Source organism: Sphaerisporangium sp. NPDC005289 (assembly GCF_040607455.1).
GTDB classification, from domain to species: Bacteria; Actinomycetota; Actinomycetes; order Streptosporangiales; family Streptosporangiaceae; genus Sphaerisporangium; species Sphaerisporangium rhizosphaerae.
Window position 1 is genome coordinate 111,282 of sequence record NZ_JBEXGS010000022.1, and the last position, 15,192, is coordinate 126,473.

The window sequence follows — 15,192 nt, forward strand, 5'->3', positions numbered from 1 at the left end:
CAAAGCCGGAGAAGACCGGAACATCGTGTACGTAGGGGAGGGACGGCACGCCCCGCCGCCACCAGGCGGCGGGGCCGGGGCCGAGCAATAGATGGCAGTACAAGCTCCGGCGGCCCGGCCCGCGAGGGCCCGGACGCCCGAGCCCGTCCGGCGGTCGCGCGGGAGCGCCGGGTACTGGGTCTACCTGGTACCCAGCGCGGTTCTCTTCCTCGCGGTCATCATCGTGCCGTTCCTGATGAACGTCGCCACCAGCTTCACCCGCTGGAGCGGCGTCGGCACGCCCACCTGGACCGGGCTCGACAACTACCGGCGGCTGCTGCGGGACGAGACCTTCTGGGCCTCCTTCCAGCACAACGTCGCGCTGATCCTCGCCATGGCGGTCCTGCCCACCTTCGCCGGCCTGATCCTGGCCGCCGCGCTGTTCGACTACATCGGCAAGCGCTTCGGACCCCGCACGGCGAGCGCGCTGCGGGCGGCGTACTACCTGCCCCAGGTGCTGCCGGTGGCGGTCGCCGGCGTCGTGTGGGGCTGGATGCTCCACCCGTCCTACGGCGCGCTCAACCAGGTGCTCAAGGCGGTCGGGCTCGGCGCCCTGGCCGAGAACTGGCTGGGCGACCCCGACGTGGCCCTGGCCACCGTCATGGCCGTCATGGTCTGGTTCCAGCTCGGCTACCCGGTCGTCATCTTCATGGCCGGGCTCCAGCGCGTCGACCCCGCGCTGTACGAGGCGGCGGAGATCGACGGCGCGTCCTGGTGGCGCAGGTTCTGGCACATCACCGTGCCGCAGATCAGGCCCGAGACCTTCGTGGTGCTGCTGACCTGCACCATCGCCGCGCTCAAGGTCTTCGGGCCGATCTTCGTGCTCACCCGGGGCGGCCCGGGCAAGGCGACGATGGTGCCGTCGTACTTCAGCTACCAGAACTTTTTCGAGAAGGCGAACGTCGGCTACGGCTCGGCCATCGCCACCGTCCTGGCGATCATCATCGTTGTCGTCACCTTCCTGTTCCTGCGCGTCCAGGAGCGCTCGTCATGACCACGCTCCCGGTGCCCCGCGCCACGCGCGCGGGACGGGCGGGCCACGTGCGCGGCCGGGCCCCCGGGGCCGGGCCCGGCAGGTGGGCGGTGCTCGCCGCGCTGGCCGTGCTCGCCGTGGTGATGCTCCTGCCGTTCGCCATCGTCACGCTGAACGCCGTGAAGAGCCCGGCCGAGTACTCCTCCGGCGGGCCGCTCAGCCTGCCGCACGGTCTCTACCTCGACGGCATCATCGAGTTCTGGAACCGGGTCGACTTCGGGCGCAAGCTGCTCAACAGCCTGGTGATCAGCGCGTCGGTCGCGGTGCTCGCCGTGGTGCTGTCGGTGCTCAACGCCTACGCCCTTGGCATCGGCCGGGTGCGGGGCCGGCTGTGGATCCTCGTGCTGTTCCTGGTGGCCAACACCCTCCCGCAGGAGGCCCTGGCCTATCCGCTGTACTACCTGTCCAAGGCCGCCGGCCTGTACGACAGCCGGCTCGCGGTGATCATCATCTTCACCGTCGTCCAGGGCGCCTTCGGCACCTACCTGCTGTCGGCGGTGCTCGGCGACTTCCCCAAGGAGATCATCGAGGCGGCGGCCATGGACGGCGCGAGCCGGTGGCGCATCCTGTGGCGCATCGTCGTGCCGATCAGCCGCCCCACGCTCTCGGTCCTGATGATCTTCTTCTTCATCTGGACCTGGAACGAGTTCTTCCTGCCGCTGATCTTCCTGATCTCCAACGACAACCAGACCGTGCCCGTCGCGCTCGGCGTGCTCCAGGGCGAGAAGATGATGGACGCCACCATGAGCAGCGCCTCGGCCCTGCTGGGCATCGTCCCGGCCGTCGCCTTCTTCCTGATCTTCCAGCGCACGCTCACCCGCGGCGTCACGGTGGGCGCCGTCAAATGACCCGCTGAATCCCCTGTCGAACGCGCACACCACCTGACCTGGAGGCGCCCCATGTCCCCCCGGCGACCGTTATTGTTCGCGGCCGTCCTCGGCCTGCTCACCACGCTGCTGGCGGCCCCCGCCGCGGCGGCCGAGGACCCGCCCTTCCGTGACCCGTCCCTGCCGCTCAACCAGCGCGTCGACGACCTGCTCGGCCGTCTCACGCTGGATGAGAAGATCTCGCTGCTGCACCAGTCGCAGGCCGCGATCCCGCGCCTCGGCGTCCCCTACCACAAGAACGGCACCGAGGCCCTGCACGGCGTGGCCTGGTCCAACGACGACGCCAACGGCTGGAGCCAGACCTTCGCGAGCGGCACGGTCTTCCCTCAGGCCGTCGGCCTGGCCAGCACCTGGGACCCCGAGCTGATCAAGAAGGTCGGCTCGGCCGTCGGCGACGAGGTGCGCGGCTACAACTCGGCCGACCCGGTCGCCTGGGGCACCCAGGTGTGGGCGCCGGTGGTCAACCTGCTGCGCGACCCGCGCTGGGGCCGCAACGAGGAGGGCTACTCCGAGGACCCGCTGCTGACCGGCGCGATCTCGGTCGCCTACGGCAAGGGCCTGTCCGGCGACGACCCGCTCCACCTCAAGACCGCCCCGGTGCTGAAGCACTATCTGGCCAACAACAACGAGTACCAGCGCAGCCTCACCTCCTCCAACCTCCCGCCGAGGGTGAAGCACGAGTACGACGAGGCGGCGTTCAGGCCGGCGATCTCCGCCGACGCGGCCACCGGCGTGATGGGGTCCTACAACCTGGTCAACGGGCGGCCCAACACCGTCAACCCCGACCTCGGCGGCCTGGTGCGGAGCTGGACGGACAAGACCCTGTACAACGTGAGCGACGCCTGGGCGCCGCACGCGCTCACCGACCCCGAGCACTACTTCGACAACGAGACCGAGGCGTTCGCGGCCGCCCTCAAGGCGGGCATCGACAGCTTCACCGTGGACGACAACAAACCGGCCGTGATGACCGGGTTGATCAAGGACGCCCTCGCCAAGGGCCTGCTGGCCGAGTCCGACATCGACCGCGCCGTGCGGCACGCCCTGTCCATCCGCTTCCGGCTCGGCCAGTTCGACCCCGGCGGCGGCCCCTACGGCTCCATCACCAAGGACGTGGTCAACAGCCCGGCCAACCAGCGGCTCAACCGCGAGACCGCCGGCAAGGCCATGGTGCTGCTGAAGAACTCCCGCAGGACCCTGCCGCTCGACCCCGCCCGCGCCAAGAAGGTCGCCGTCATCGGCCCGCTGCACGACACCCTGCTCAGCGACTGGTACGGCGGCAAGATGCCCTACCAGGTCACCCCGCTGGACGGCATCAAGGAGCGGCTCGGCGCCGGCGCCACCGTGACCGGCGCCGACGCCGCGGACCGGGTCGCCCTCAAGGACGTCAAGACCGGCAAGTACATCACCGTGACCGGAGACTCCGCCGCGGTCACCGTCTCCGACACGACGCCGACGGCCGCCTCGCAGTTCGACCTGACCGACTGGACCGACGGCGTGACCACCCTGCGCAACGCCGGCAACGGCAAGCTGCTCACCGGCAACTGGGGCACCTTCCTCGCCAACTCCGACACCCCCGGCGGCTGGTTCGTCCAGCAGCAGTTCAAGCTGGAGAAGCAGGCCGACGGCGCCTACCTCGTCAAGTACGTGGGCTACGAGATCAACGAGAGCTGGTGGTCGCCCGCGGACCCGTACGTGACCATCGACGCCGACGGCACGCTGAAGATGGGCGCCAAGGCCGACGCCGCCCGCTTCGCCAAGGAGGTCCTCACCAGCGGCGCCGCGACCGCGGCCGCGCAGGCCAAGGCCGCCGACGCCGCCGTCGTCGTGGTGGGCAGCGACCCGTTCGTCGCCGGGCGGGAGAACCACGACCGCACCGGGCTGGCGCTCGGCGACAGCCAGCAGGACCTCATCGCGGCCGTCACCAAGGCCAACCCCAACACCGTCGTCGTCCTCGAGGACAGCTACCCGACGACCATGCCCAAGGTGCAGGACCAGGTCGGCTCGCTGCTGTGGACCACCCACGCCGGCGCCGAGACCGGCCACGCGCTGGCCGATGTGATCTTCGGTGACGTCAACCCCGCCGGGCGGCTCACCCAGACTTGGTACAAGTCGGAGGCCGGCCTGCCGAGCATCCTCGACTACGACATCACCAAGACCGGCCACACCTACCTGTACTACAAGGGCTCCCCGCTGTACCCCTTCGGGCACGGGCTCAGCTACACGACCTTCGCCTACCAGGGGCTGAAGCTCAACAGCGGCACGGCGCGGCCGGACGGCACGGTCACCGCGACGGTCAAGGTCACCAACACCGGCGGCCGGGCCGGGGACGAGGTGGTGCAGCTCTACACCCACCAGGCGACCTCGCGGGTGACCCAGCCGGTCAAGCAGCTGCGCGCCTTCCAGCGCGTCCACCTCGCGCCCGGGCAGACCAAGGCCGTCACCCTGTCGTTCGAGGCCGCCGACCTGGCCCTGTGGGACGTCACCCGCGGCAGGTGGACGGTCGAGAAGGCCCGGCACGACGTCATGGTCGGCGGCTCCTCCGCCGCCGTCCACCAGCGCACGACGCTCGACGTCGCGGGGGAGAGGATCCCGCCCCGCGACCTGTTCAGGACGACCCGCGCCGCCGACTTCGACGACTACGCGGGCGTCGAGCTGGTCGACGAGACCAAGGCGGCGGGCGACGCGGTCGGCCGGACGGCCACCGGCGACTGGATCGCCTTCAAGGACGCCGACCTGCGCACCGGCGCCACCGGCCTGACCGCCGGCGTAGCCGCCACCGCCCCCGGGAAGATCGAGGTGCGCCTCGACGGGCCCAGCGGCAGGACGCTCGGCACCCTCCAGGTGCCGGCCACCGGCGGCCTGTACACCTACACCACCGCCCGTACGCCCCTCGCCAGGGCGGGCGGCCGTCACGACCTCTACCTCGTCTTCACCGGCGACCTCCGCGTCAAGGACCTCACCCTGACCAAGTAGTCCGCACACGATCCGCAGGAAGGCACGGCGCCTCGCCCGTCATGGCGAGGCGCCGTGCCGCCGTCCGGTGCCACAGCACGATCAGGCCTGGGTTAGAGTCGATGATTCGCTGTTTTCTTTGCGCCGTGCCGTGACGGGATGCGCACTTATGTGGCGAAGGACGCGGCCAATAGGCTGACCGACGAGTATTCCTTGGGGCGACACAACAGGAGTCTTTTTGACCACCTCGAATTCCGCGGCCCAGCAGCGCATGGAAGATCTCCTCGGCACCGCCGAGGCTCAGGTGCTCCAGCGCTGGCGGCAGATGGCGGAGACACCAGAGGACGAGCTGCGCGAGCTCTACGTGGCGTTTCGCGCGGCGTTGTCCGATCCCCAGGGGGACTTCAGTGACGTGCGCGGCCTGCTCGCCGAATTCTCCCGCGCCCGCGCACGGCAGGGCCTCACCCCCTCAGAGACCTCGCGCGCGGTCTTCGCGCTGAAGGAGGCGGTGTACGAGGTGGTGGAGGCCACCGGCGACACCGAGACGTTGCGCGCGTACATCTGGTTCGCCAGACTCGTCGACGACCTCGGGCTGTACACGTTCGAGACCTACTCCGCGGCCCGGGAGAAGATCATCCGCGACCAGGCGGAGGCACTGCTGGAGCTGTCGACCCCGGTGGTGAAGCTGTGGGACGGCATCATCGGGGTGCCGCTGATCGGCACGCTCGACTCCGCGCGCACCCAGGTGGTGATGGAGAAGCTGCTCCAGATGCTGGTGGACACCGGCTCGGAGCACGCGGTGATCGACATCACCGGCGTCCCCGCGGTCGACACCCAGGTCGCCCAGCACCTGCTCAAGACCGTGGCCGCGGCCCGCCTGATGGGCGCCGAGTGCTCGATCTCCGGCATCAGCCCGCAGATCGCGAACACCATCGTCACGCTCGGCATCGAATTCGGAGACATCGTCACCAAGGCGACGCTGGCCGACGCCCTGGCCCACGCGCTGAGGCGCAGCGGGGTCGAGGTCACCGCGCCCCGTTCGGCGCGCATCTCGGTCAGGGCAGAGAGGTCCTGATGGAGCGCATCCCCATCCTCAAGCTCGGCGACATTCTTATCGTCACCATCCAGATCGACCTGGAGGACCAGAGCGTGCTGGCCCTGCAGGAGGATCTGTCCGACATGGTGGTCAGCACGGGCGCGCACGGTGTGATCATCGACATCACCGCCGTGGACATCGTCGACTCCTTCATCGGGCGCGTGCTGGCGACCATCGCCGGGGTGGCGCGGATGCTGGACGCGCAGACGGTCGTGGTCGGCATGCGCCCCGCGGTGGCGATCACGCTGGTCGAACTGGGCCTGTCGCTGGGAGGGGTGCGCACTGCGCTCAACCTGGAGAAGGGCATCGCGCTCTTGGACCATGTCTGGGACCCCGCACGGTGACCGAACCGCGGGAGTTGCCCATCACCGGTAACAGCGACGTGGTGCTGGTGCGGCAGCATGTCAGGAACGCCGCTATCGATGTAGGGCTGTCCCTGGTCGACCAGACCAAGGTGGTGACCGCGGCGAGTGAGCTCGCCCGCAACGCGCTGGTGTACGCCGGCGGCGGCTGGGCGCGCATCGAGATCGTCAGCAAAGGCGCACGGCAGGGCCTGCGCCTGTCCTTCCGCGACGAGGGTCCCGGCATCCCCGACCTCGACCTCGCGCTCACCGAAGGATGGAGCACCGGCCGCGGCATGGGGCTCGGGCTCACCGGGTCGCGCCGTCTGATGGACGAGTTCGACCTCACCTCCACGCCCGGCGTGGGCACCGTGGTGACGGTGACGAAGTGGGCGAGATGAGCATCGTCGCGGGAGACACCTGGACCCGGGCCGAAGACCGCAGCGTCGTCGGCGCCCTGCGGAAGACGGCCACCACACTCGCCGCGACGGCCGGGTTCTCCTCTGTGCGCACGGAGGAGATGGCGATCGCGGTCAGCGAGGCGGTCTCCAACCTGGTCAAGCACGCGACAGAGGGCACCGTCCTGCTCCGCGCGCACCCGGAGTCGGCGGCCGCGATCGAATTCGTGGCCATCGACAAGGGGCCCGGCATCAGCGACTTCGCCCAGGTGCTGCGCGACGGCCACTCCACGGCGGGCACGCTCGGCATCGGGCTCGGGGCCATGTCCCGCCTCGCCTCGCGACACGACGTGTACTCCGTGCCGGGCAAAGGTACCGTGCTGACGATGCACTTCTGGGCGGACGGCGCATCTCCGCCACCGTTGCGGTCCAGCGGCCTGACCCGGCCGATCGGGGAGGAAACGGTGTGCGGCGACTCCTTCGCCGCCGTCGAGACCGGCACGGGGACCACCGTGGTCCTGTGCGACGGGCTCGGCCACGGCTACCTGGCCGCCGAGGCGTCCCGTGAGGCGATGCGCGTCTTCCGGCAGATGCCGGACCTGGCGCCCGCCGAGATTTTGGAACGCGTGCACCGGGGCCTGGGCCACACCCGCGGCGGCGCGATCGCGATCGCCAGGGTAGGCCGGGACGAGGTGTCCTTCGCCGGGCTGGGCAACGTGGCCGGCTGGATCGTCCACGGCCCGCAACGCCAGGGGATGGTGTCGCTTCCCGGCATCGCCGGCCACCACGGCAGGCGGCCACGGCAGTTCGAGTATCCGCTGCCCGCCGGCGCCTCGGTGGTGTTGCACTCCGACGGGCTGACCAGCCGCTGGAACCCGGCGACCATGCCGGGCCTTTTCGCCCGGTCGCCCTCGGTCATCAGCGCGACCCTGCTCCGCGAGGCCGGCAGCCGCAGGGACGACGCGTGCGTGGTGACGGTGAAGGCCGCCTCATGACCGACCACGAGCTGATCCGGATCCGGCTGGGCGACCAGCAGGACGTGTTCGCCCTCCGCCGGCTCGGGCGCGAGGTCGCCGAGATGGTGGGGCTCAAAGGGCAAGACCAGATCAGGGTGGCCACCGCGCTGAGCGAGGTCGGCCGGGAGGCGTTCGACGTCCACGCCGCGGCCACCGTCCTGTTCTCCGTGAGCGAGCGCGAACTGCTCATCACCGTGGACCACCGCCTGGGCGCGGACATCGGCGCCTCAGAAGGCGTCAAACTGGCCGGGCGCCTGTTCGACGACGTCACCCTCGACCCGGCCGGCGGCCGGATCCGCATGACCAAGGTGCTTCCGGTCAGCATCCACGCGCTCGACCTGGACGACGTGCGCGCCCGGCTCACCCATCTCGCCCCGGCGGGCGCCCTGGAGGAGCTCCGCGAGCACAACCGGGAACTGGCCGCCACCCTGGAGGAGGTCATGCGGCTCAACGAGGAGTTGCAGGAGACCAACCAGGGGGTCATGGCGCTGTACAGCCAGCTGTCGGCGGAACTGGACCAGACCAACCGCGGCGTGGTGGCGCTGTATGCGGAACTGGACGACAAGTCGCGCCGGCTGCGCCAGTCCGGTGAGGCCAGAAAGCGCTTCTGGACGAACGTCAGCCACGAGCTGCGCACGCCACTGAACTCCATCATCGGCCTGGTCCGGCTGATGGCCGGACCGGGCGGCGACCCGCTCACCGGGGAGCAGCCGCACCAGGTGCGCCTGATCGAGTCCTCGGCCAAGACGCTTCTCGAGCTGGTGGACGAACTGCTGGACATGGCCAAGGCCGAGGCCGGGCGGCTGGAGCCGCGACCGTCGGTCATCGACGTGGTCGCCCTCGCCGAACAGCTCGCCATGACGCTGCGCCCCTCCGAAGAGACCCACGAGGTGACACTGAGCGTCGAGGTGGCCGACTCCGTCCACGAGATGCTCGTCGACGAGGTACTGCTGACCAGGGTGCTGCGCAACCTGGTGTCGAACGCGCTGAAGTTCACCGAGCGCGGTACCGTGAAGCTGCTGGCGCACCTCGACACCTCGACCGATGAAGTCGTCTTCACCGTCGCCGACACCGGCATCGGCATCGCCGCCGGTCATCTGGAGAAGGTGTTCGAGGAGTTCTTCCAGGTCCCCGGCCCCATCCAGGTCACCGTCAGAGGCACCGGCCTCGGGCTGCCGTACGCGCGCAGGGTGGCGGAGGCGCTCGGCGGCACGCTGGAGCTGAGCAGCCGGCCCGGAGAGGGCACCACGGCGACGTTGCGGCTGCCGCACCGGATGCAGCCGCCCGAGGTGCGGCGGATGCTCATCGCCGACGACGACGCGGATTTCCGCGCCCTGGCCAGGCGCCTGCTGAGTGGAGTCGCCGCGCACATCGACGAGGCGCGCGACGGCGCCGAGGCCCTGGCGCTGATGCGGGTCAACCCGCCCGACGTGGTCCTGCTCGACCTGCTGATGCCCCGACTGGACGGCGCCGCCCTGCTGCAGCACATGGCCGACGACGACCTGCTCCGTGGTGTGGCCGTGGTGACTGTGACGAACGACCCCCCGCGGCCCTCCGCGTCCCACCCCGTGCTGTCCAAGCAGGGACTGCGCAGGGACAAACTGCTCGCCGCCATTCACGCCGCCATCGGTGGCGACCATGAATGAGGCGCCCGCCACGGTACTGGTCGTCGACGACACCCAGACCAAGCGATACATCCTCGCGAGCTGGCTGCGCCGGGCCGGCCACCGGGTGCACGAGGCGGCGGGCGGGCAGGAGGCCCTCACGAAGGTCGCCGAGCTGCGGCCCGAGCTGGTCGTGCTGGACGTGCGGCTGCCCGACATCGACGGCTTCGAGGTCTGCGAGCGGATCAAGGCCGACCCGGCCACCGCCTCCATCCCCGTCATCCAGATATCGGGCAAGGCCGTGACGCCGGCCGACCGCACCGAGGGACTGGAGCGCGGCGCCGACGTCTACCTGTCGGAACCGGTCGAACCCCAGGAGTTCACGGCCACGGTCGAGGCGACGCTGCGCTACTCGCGGGCACGGCAGCGGGCCGAGCAGATGGCCGCCCGCCTGGCGCTCCTCGCCGAGGTGACCCGGAAGATCAACGAGGCGGAGACCTTCGACCACCTGTTGCAGGTGGCCGTCGTGGGCGCCGGTGAGATGCTGGAACGCCACGCGGAGGTGCTGGCCCTCCCGCCGGACGGCAGAGTCCGGTGGTACGACGGCCGGGCGGGGGGTACGGCGGTGGCCAATGACGGTCCCGCGGACATGCTGGAGAGATTCGAGCGCATCGCACCAGGTGACCAGGCGGGCGTTCGGGCCGTGGTCCTCGACCCCGCCGACTGGCCGCCGGGCGTGCCCGGCGCCGGTCCGGCCGCTCCGGCGTCCGGCATGCTGTGCCGCAGCAAGCAGGGCAGGCCCTCGGTCTACCTGGGCACCCGTACCCACTCACCCCTCGATCCCGACGAGGTCAACCTGCTCCGGCAGCTCGGACAGGCATTGGCTCTGGCCGTCGACGCCCTGCGCGTCTACACCGAAGAGCACACCATCGCGCTCACCCTGCAACGCAGCCTGCTGCCGGCCCGCCTGCCCGACGTCCCGGGCATCGCCTTCGCCGTGCGCTACGAGCCGGCCGCCGAGAACGTCCAGGTCGGCGGTGACTTCTACGAGATCCTGCCGGTGGGGGAGCGGCTGCTGGTCGCGATCGGCGATGTGGTCGGTCACTCCCTGTACGCGGCGACGGTGATGGCCGAGCTCCGCCACGCGCTGCACGCCGCGATCATCGGCACGACCGACCTGAGCGAGATCATGGCTCTGCTCAACAAGGTTCTGCGCCGCTACCACCCCGGCATGACGGCCACCGTGTGCATCCTCATCATCGACCCCGCCACCGGCGAGGTCGAACTGGTCAACGCCGGGCACATTCCGCCGCTCCTGGTCGGCGAGGCCGCCCACTACCACGGGTTCGGCAACCTCCTGCTCGGGGTGACCGACGAGGTCTACCGTGTCGACAAGCTGCACCTGGCCCCCGGGCACAGCATCGTGCTGTTCACCGACGGGCTCGTCGAGGAACGCACCATGCTGCTCGACGACGGCCTGGAGATCGTCAGGGGCATCTCCGAGACGATCGGCGACGACCTCAACGACTTCTGCGACCGCCTCACCCGCAGATTCGGCCCCCGCGCCGACGACGTCGCCCTGGTAGCGGTCCGCCGCGACCCCTGACCCCGCCGCTCCCAAGGTCAGTTCAAGGATCCAGGAGGGGCCCAGCCATTCCACTGGTTGTCCGGTGACCTTGGCGATGGTCTCGTAGTCACGGTCGTAGTGCAAAATGGTCAGACCATTGAGCTCCCCGGCCGCCGCCACCAACAGGTCCACAGGGCTGGCGCATCGGTGCTGGCCCAGCTCGATCATGAGTTCTTGCGTCCGGATGGCACGCTCATAGACGCGATCGGGTATGAAGACCCAGCCGAACATCGCATGGAACAGGTCGAGCCATTCGCGACGCTCGCGGGGACATCGCACGCCGAAGAACATCTCGATCTCGACGAGTGGGCAGAGGCTGATCAATCTCGCTTTGGTCTGTTCATGCCACTGTTCGCGGACGGCCTCATTGCGCATCATCCGCCAAAGGGCGCTCGAGTCGATCAGGTACTGGGTAGCCACCGCGATACGCTCTCTTGTCGGACATCCAGTCCCATACACCGGACTCCGCGATCTCCGCCAGTCTGTTCCACGCGTGATCGAAGGCATCGTCGGCGTCGGAGGTGGGAGGAGCGGGACGAGACATGCCGCCATGTTCGACCGCTGCGCGTAGTGCGGCGTTCACGGTGTCCTTCTCGGTAGACGTCTGCAGGGCTTGTGCCGCTGCCGTCAAGACCTGATCGTCCACGTCGACCGTTATCTCGGACATAGCCCACCTCCGGTCCGCCACGCTCTGTCAGGAGTGTACTCGAGCGCACCGTGCTCTGTCGTTCACCTAACGTAGTCATCGCCATGTCAACGGATGGTAATGCTGAGAGCGGATGTCCGTTGCCCTTTCCCGGGGCTTGTGGATCGTCGGTCGTGGGCGGTTGTCGTCGGTGGGATGACGCATCGCGATATCGGTGACTTTCCGTATGCGTCCACGGAGTCGCTATTTCTCGCCCCAAGCTTGGAGCGCTGCCTTTACTGTTGGTAGCGAATCGACTACGCAACGGCTTCAGAGTTGCTCTGAGGTCGGTGAGTCAGGTCTGGCCAGGTGTCGCGAGGGGACCTCATGACCAAGATGATCGACATCGATCCCGAGGAGTCGCCTCGGGCGCGGTTCGCCTACGAGCTGCGCCGCCACCGGCTGGCGGCGCGGCTCACCCAGAAGCAGCTGGCACGGCGCATCGGCTTCTCCACCAGCGCCGTCGCCATGGTCGAGACGTGCAAGTTCCGGCCCTCGGAGCACTTCGCAGGGCTGTGCGACCAGGTCTTCGGCCTGGAGGGTGATCTGGGCCGCCTCTACCTGGAGGTCTGGCCGCCCCCGCCTCCCGTCCCCGCCCACTTCCGCGACTGGGCGATAGAGGAGCAGAGAGCCACCGCACTCCGCTTCTGGGCCCCGCTTCTCATCCCAGGTCTGCTGCAGACCGAGGGGTACGCGCGCCGGGTGCTATCACGCCTGCCCGGGATCACTTCCGAAGAGGTGGAACAGCGGGTCATCGGCCGGATGCGGCGCAAGGCGATCCTCGAGCGGGACAGCCCGCCCTCGGTCACCGCTCTGATCGATGAAGGGGTCCTCCACCGCCCGGTCGGCGGACCCGTGGTGATGCGCGAGCAATTGGAACACCTCGTAGGGATCGCGACGCACACCAAGGTGACCATCCAGATCGTTCCCTATAGCGCGGAAGCGCTATCTAGCCTGAACGGCGCGTACACCATTGCGGAGATGCGGGGCAATCCGTATACGGTTCGGGTGGAATCACAGCCCACCGGCCGGACGGTAACAGACCGGAACACGATCGCCGAGCTGGTCAACTGCTTCGACGCCGTCCGAGGTGACGCTTACCCGCAACACCTGTCCTGCAAGATCATTGAGGAAGTGGTGACGCAGAAATGGACCTGAGCGGTGCGCGGTTCCGGAAGTCGAGTTTCTCCGGCAGCGACGGGGGAGAGTGCGTGGAGGTGGCGACGAATCTCCCCGGGGCGGTTCTCGTGCGCGACTCCAAGAACGTGCGCGGGCCTGTTGTCGTGTGTGCGGACGACGGGTGGGCGGCGTTCCTCCAAGGCGTCAAGGCGGGCCGGTTCGCTGTCTGACGACACATGAAGTGACCGAGCCCCCGGCGCGTGTGCTCGGGGGCTCCTGAGTGGTGGGATGCCGGGAACTCCGGCGCACGGCCCGGTGTGGTGCCGGTCCGGTTAGCGTCTGGTGAAGCGGTGGACGGAGGTGCCGGGTTTGCCGTTGTCCTCGGATGCCGGGATGTCGGCGAGCACGCGGGCGGTCCTGCCCTTCAGGTCGGCGACGATGATCTGCTGGGGGTTCTTCGAGGTGTCCTGGTACATCACGTAGGCGTCGTTGAACCACCCGATGGTGAGAAACGACTTCGGCACGGGGAACGAGTAGCGGCGGCGGCCCGTCGCGGTGTCCCAGACGCACATGGTGCCGTAGACATCGGGGCAGGTGGTGACGAACGACTTGCCGGCGGGGGAGATGGCGTTCTCCGTGGCGTAGGCCTCGCCCACGTCCGGGATGGTGCGGACGGTTTTGCCGCGCAGGTCGTAGAAGCGCAGGCCGGCGCTCGGGCCCCGCCCATAGCGCAGTGCGACGCTCCTCTCGCCCTGGGCCCACATGACCGGCGCCCCGTCCGCGCCCTCCGCGTCGAGAGTGGCCGGTGTCACCGCGGTCGTGGCGACGTCCACGATGGCGAAGCCGACCGGCTTCCTGACCCCGGACGAATTGTCGTAGGTGGTCAGCAGCAGCCTGCGGCTGTCGGAGGACCACTGGGGGTTGTAGTTCTGCAGCCGCTTGTCGGTCAGCCGGACGACGAACTCCCGCCCGCTCGCCCGCTCCACCAGCCGGACGAAGTCGTACGGCTGCGGTGTCTGGTCCTTCAGCCAGGGCAGCATGGCCGTCCACCTGCCGTCGGGCGACATCGCGGGTTCGAGCAGGGGGCCGGTGGCCGTGAAGCGGCCCGAGACGGGGTCGCGTTCGTAGCTCTGCGTCGACTGACCCCCGATGTACATGAAGGAGGACATCCGGACCGGGTCGGCGGGGTTCTCGTGCAGCGTGGTCTTCAGACCGGGCAGCCGCGTGGTCGAGGTGGGCGGGCCCGGTGCGGCGGTGACCTCCGCGACGGCCTTGGCCGGGCCGGCGGACGGGCTCGCCGGGCCGCCTCCCTCCGCGTCGCCGGTCCGGCCGAGCAGGTACACGACGCCCCCCGACAGCAGCGCCAGCGCCACCGCGCCCGCCGCGAGCCGCACGACCCCCGGGCGCCCGGCGGAGGCCGCGCCCGGCACGGTGACGATCTCGCCGGGAGAGGCCGGGGCCGGCGTCTCGACGGGAGGGGATGGGGCGGAGGTCTCGCCGGGAGGGGACGGGGGCGGCGTCGCGCCGGCGGCGACGGCGGAGCCGGCGGAGAGCAGGTCGGTCCCGGCGGGCCGTTCCTGGGCGCCGAGCAGGCGCAGCAGGGCGTCGCGGGCGGCCGGGCGGCGGGCCGGGTCCTTGGACAGGCAGTCGGCGATCAGGTCGCCCAGGTCGCCCTGGAGGTCGCCGAGGTCGGGTTCGCGGTGCAGGATGCGGTTCACGACCGCCGGCAGCGAGTCCATCCCGAACGGTGGACGCCCGGTGGCCGCGAACACCATCGTCGATCCCCACGCGAACAGGTCGGCGGGCGGCTCGACGAGCCCGCCCTCCAGTTGCTCGGGGGCCATGTACGGCGGCGTGCCGATCGCGCCGGAGCCGGTCGCCGAGGTGTCCAGCACGCGGGCGATGCCGAAGTCGATCACCCGCGGACCGTCGCGGCCCAGCAGCACGTTGCTCGGCTTGAAGTCGCGGTGCACCACCCCGGCCCGGTGGATCGCGGAGAGCGCGGTGAGGGTGCCGACGGCCAGTCGATGAAGGCGGGTGGTGCGCAGCGGGCCCTCGGCGTCGACGACCTGCTGGAGGGTGGGGCCCTCGATGTACTCGCTGACGATGTACGGGCGGCCGTCGGCGGTGCCGCTCTCCACGACCTGGGCCGTGCAGAACGGGGCCACCCGGCGCAGGATCTCGGTCTCGCGCAGGAACCGGTCCGGTGAACCCGGCCCTGCGGTGTCCTGCCCCGCCGGGCCGGGCCGCAGCACCTTGATCGCCACGGACTGGCCGGCGGGGGTCCTGGCGAGGAACACCGAGCCCTGGCCGCCCTCACCGATGCGACCGGTGACCTCGTAGTCGCCGACGCGGGTCGGATCGCCGGGACGCAGGGGGACCGTGGAACTCATGC

General features: G+C 69.8%; 13 protein-coding genes. 11 read left to right on the forward strand and 2 right to left on the reverse strand.

The genetic code is table 11. The annotated features are described in order from the left end of the window. The first annotated feature begins 91 nt into the window (after nt 1–91). From ABZT47_RS30990 to ABZT47_RS31030, 9 genes are all read left to right on the forward strand, one after another. On the forward strand, nt 92–1,033 hold the full coding sequence (locus ABZT47_RS30990; RefSeq protein ID WP_354849889.1) for a sugar ABC transporter permease: 942 nt from the start codon (nt 92–94) through the stop codon (nt 1,031–1,033). After that, nucleotides 1,030–1,920: a carbohydrate ABC transporter permease gene (locus tag ABZT47_RS30995; protein WP_354849892.1), complete on the forward strand. Its 891-nt coding sequence runs from the start codon at nt 1,030–1,032 to the stop codon at nt 1,918–1,920. The genes ABZT47_RS30990 and ABZT47_RS30995 overlap by 4 nt, the downstream gene beginning before the upstream one ends. A gap of 51 nt (nt 1,921–1,971) precedes the next feature. Next, nucleotides 1,972–4,932, forward strand: coding sequence for a glycoside hydrolase family 3 C-terminal domain-containing protein (locus tag ABZT47_RS31000; RefSeq protein WP_354849895.1), 2,961 nt, complete (start codon nt 1,972–1,974; stop codon nt 4,930–4,932). Between the two features lie 217 nt (nt 4,933–5,149). Next, nucleotides 5,150–5,986, forward strand: coding sequence for an STAS domain-containing protein (locus tag ABZT47_RS31005; RefSeq protein ID WP_354849898.1), 837 nt, complete (start codon nt 5,150–5,152; stop codon nt 5,984–5,986). After that, a complete protein-coding gene (locus ABZT47_RS31010; protein ID WP_354849901.1) occupies nt 5,986–6,351 on the forward strand; it encodes an STAS domain-containing protein in 366 nt (121 codons plus the stop codon). Before ABZT47_RS31005 ends, ABZT47_RS31010 begins: the two co-directional genes overlap by 1 nt. Beyond that, nucleotides 6,348–6,749, forward strand: a complete 402-nt coding sequence (locus ABZT47_RS31015; RefSeq protein WP_354849904.1) for an anti-sigma regulatory factor — start codon at nt 6,348–6,350, stop codon at nt 6,747–6,749. The genes ABZT47_RS31010 and ABZT47_RS31015 overlap by 4 nt, the downstream gene beginning before the upstream one ends. After that, nucleotides 6,746–7,741 carry an ATP-binding protein gene (locus tag ABZT47_RS31020; protein ID WP_354849907.1) on the forward strand — a complete coding sequence of 332 codons (996 nt, stop codon included), beginning with the start codon at nt 6,746–6,748 and terminating at the stop codon, nt 7,739–7,741. The genes ABZT47_RS31015 and ABZT47_RS31020 overlap by 4 nt, the downstream gene beginning before the upstream one ends. Further along, on the forward strand, nt 7,738–9,408 hold the full coding sequence (locus ABZT47_RS31025) for an ATP-binding protein (protein WP_354849910.1): 1,671 nt from the start codon (nt 7,738–7,740) through the stop codon (nt 9,406–9,408). Before ABZT47_RS31020 ends, ABZT47_RS31025 begins: the two co-directional genes overlap by 4 nt. After that, on the forward strand, nt 9,401–10,972 hold the full coding sequence (locus ABZT47_RS31030; RefSeq protein WP_354849913.1) for a fused response regulator/phosphatase: 1,572 nt from the start codon (nt 9,401–9,403) through the stop codon (nt 10,970–10,972). Before ABZT47_RS31025 ends, ABZT47_RS31030 begins: the two co-directional genes overlap by 8 nt. Before the next feature lie 385 nt (nt 10,973–11,357). Here ABZT47_RS31030 and ABZT47_RS31035 read toward each other — a convergent pair whose 3' ends face one another. Beyond that, nucleotides 11,358–11,660, reverse strand: coding sequence for a hypothetical protein (locus ABZT47_RS31035; RefSeq protein WP_354849916.1), 303 nt, complete (start codon nt 11,658–11,660; stop codon nt 11,358–11,360). Between the two features lie 345 nt (nt 11,661–12,005). Here ABZT47_RS31035 and ABZT47_RS31040 point away from each other — a divergent pair, with 345 nt between their 5' ends. Both ABZT47_RS31040 and ABZT47_RS31045 read left to right on the forward strand, forming a co-directional pair. After that, a complete protein-coding gene (locus ABZT47_RS31040) occupies nt 12,006–12,836 on the forward strand; it encodes a helix-turn-helix transcriptional regulator (protein ID WP_354849919.1) in 831 nt (276 codons plus the stop codon). Next, nucleotides 12,827–13,027, forward strand: a complete 201-nt coding sequence (locus ABZT47_RS31045) for a DUF397 domain-containing protein (protein ID WP_354849922.1) — start codon at nt 12,827–12,829, stop codon at nt 13,025–13,027. The genes ABZT47_RS31040 and ABZT47_RS31045 overlap by 10 nt, the downstream gene beginning before the upstream one ends. Before the next feature lie 102 nt (nt 13,028–13,129). On the opposite strand, the gene ABZT47_RS31050 is transcribed toward ABZT47_RS31045, so the two are convergent. After that, nucleotides 13,130–15,190 carry a protein kinase gene (locus tag ABZT47_RS31050; RefSeq protein WP_354849925.1) on the reverse strand — a complete coding sequence of 687 codons (2,061 nt, stop codon included), beginning with the start codon at nt 15,188–15,190 and terminating at the stop codon, nt 13,130–13,132. Nucleotides 15,191–15,192 lie beyond the last annotated feature (2 nt).

Excerpts from the sequence above, each read along its gene's own strand:
- ABZT47_RS31020 (WP_354849907.1), top strand. The coding sequence starts at position 6,746 with ATGAGCATCGTCGCGGGAGACACCTGGACCCGGGCCGAAGACCGCAGC.
- ABZT47_RS30995 (WP_354849892.1), top strand. The coding sequence starts at position 1,030 with ATGACCACGCTCCCGGTGCCCCGCGCCACGCGCGCGGGACGGGCGGGC.
- ABZT47_RS31025 (WP_354849910.1), top strand. The coding sequence starts at position 7,738 with ATGACCGACCACGAGCTGATCCGGATCCGGCTGGGCGACCAGCAGGAC.
- ABZT47_RS30990 (WP_354849889.1), top strand. The coding sequence starts at position 92 with ATGGCAGTACAAGCTCCGGCGGCCCGGCCCGCGAGGGCCCGGACGCCC.
- ABZT47_RS31000 (WP_354849895.1), top strand. The coding sequence starts at position 1,972 with ATGTCCCCCCGGCGACCGTTATTGTTCGCGGCCGTCCTCGGCCTGCTC.
- ABZT47_RS31045 (WP_354849922.1), top strand. The coding sequence starts at position 12,827 with ATGGACCTGAGCGGTGCGCGGTTCCGGAAGTCGAGTTTCTCCGGCAGC.
- ABZT47_RS31035 (WP_354849916.1), bottom strand. The coding sequence starts at position 11,660 with ATGTCCGAGATAACGGTCGACGTGGACGATCAGGTCTTGACGGCAGCG.
- ABZT47_RS31010 (WP_354849901.1), top strand. The coding sequence starts at position 5,986 with ATGGAGCGCATCCCCATCCTCAAGCTCGGCGACATTCTTATCGTCACC.
- ABZT47_RS31050 (WP_354849925.1), bottom strand. The coding sequence starts at position 15,190 with ATGAGTTCCACGGTCCCCCTGCGTCCCGGCGATCCGACCCGCGTCGGC.
- ABZT47_RS31040 (WP_354849919.1), top strand. The coding sequence starts at position 12,006 with ATGACCAAGATGATCGACATCGATCCCGAGGAGTCGCCTCGGGCGCGG.
- ABZT47_RS31030 (WP_354849913.1), top strand. The coding sequence starts at position 9,401 with ATGAATGAGGCGCCCGCCACGGTACTGGTCGTCGACGACACCCAGACC.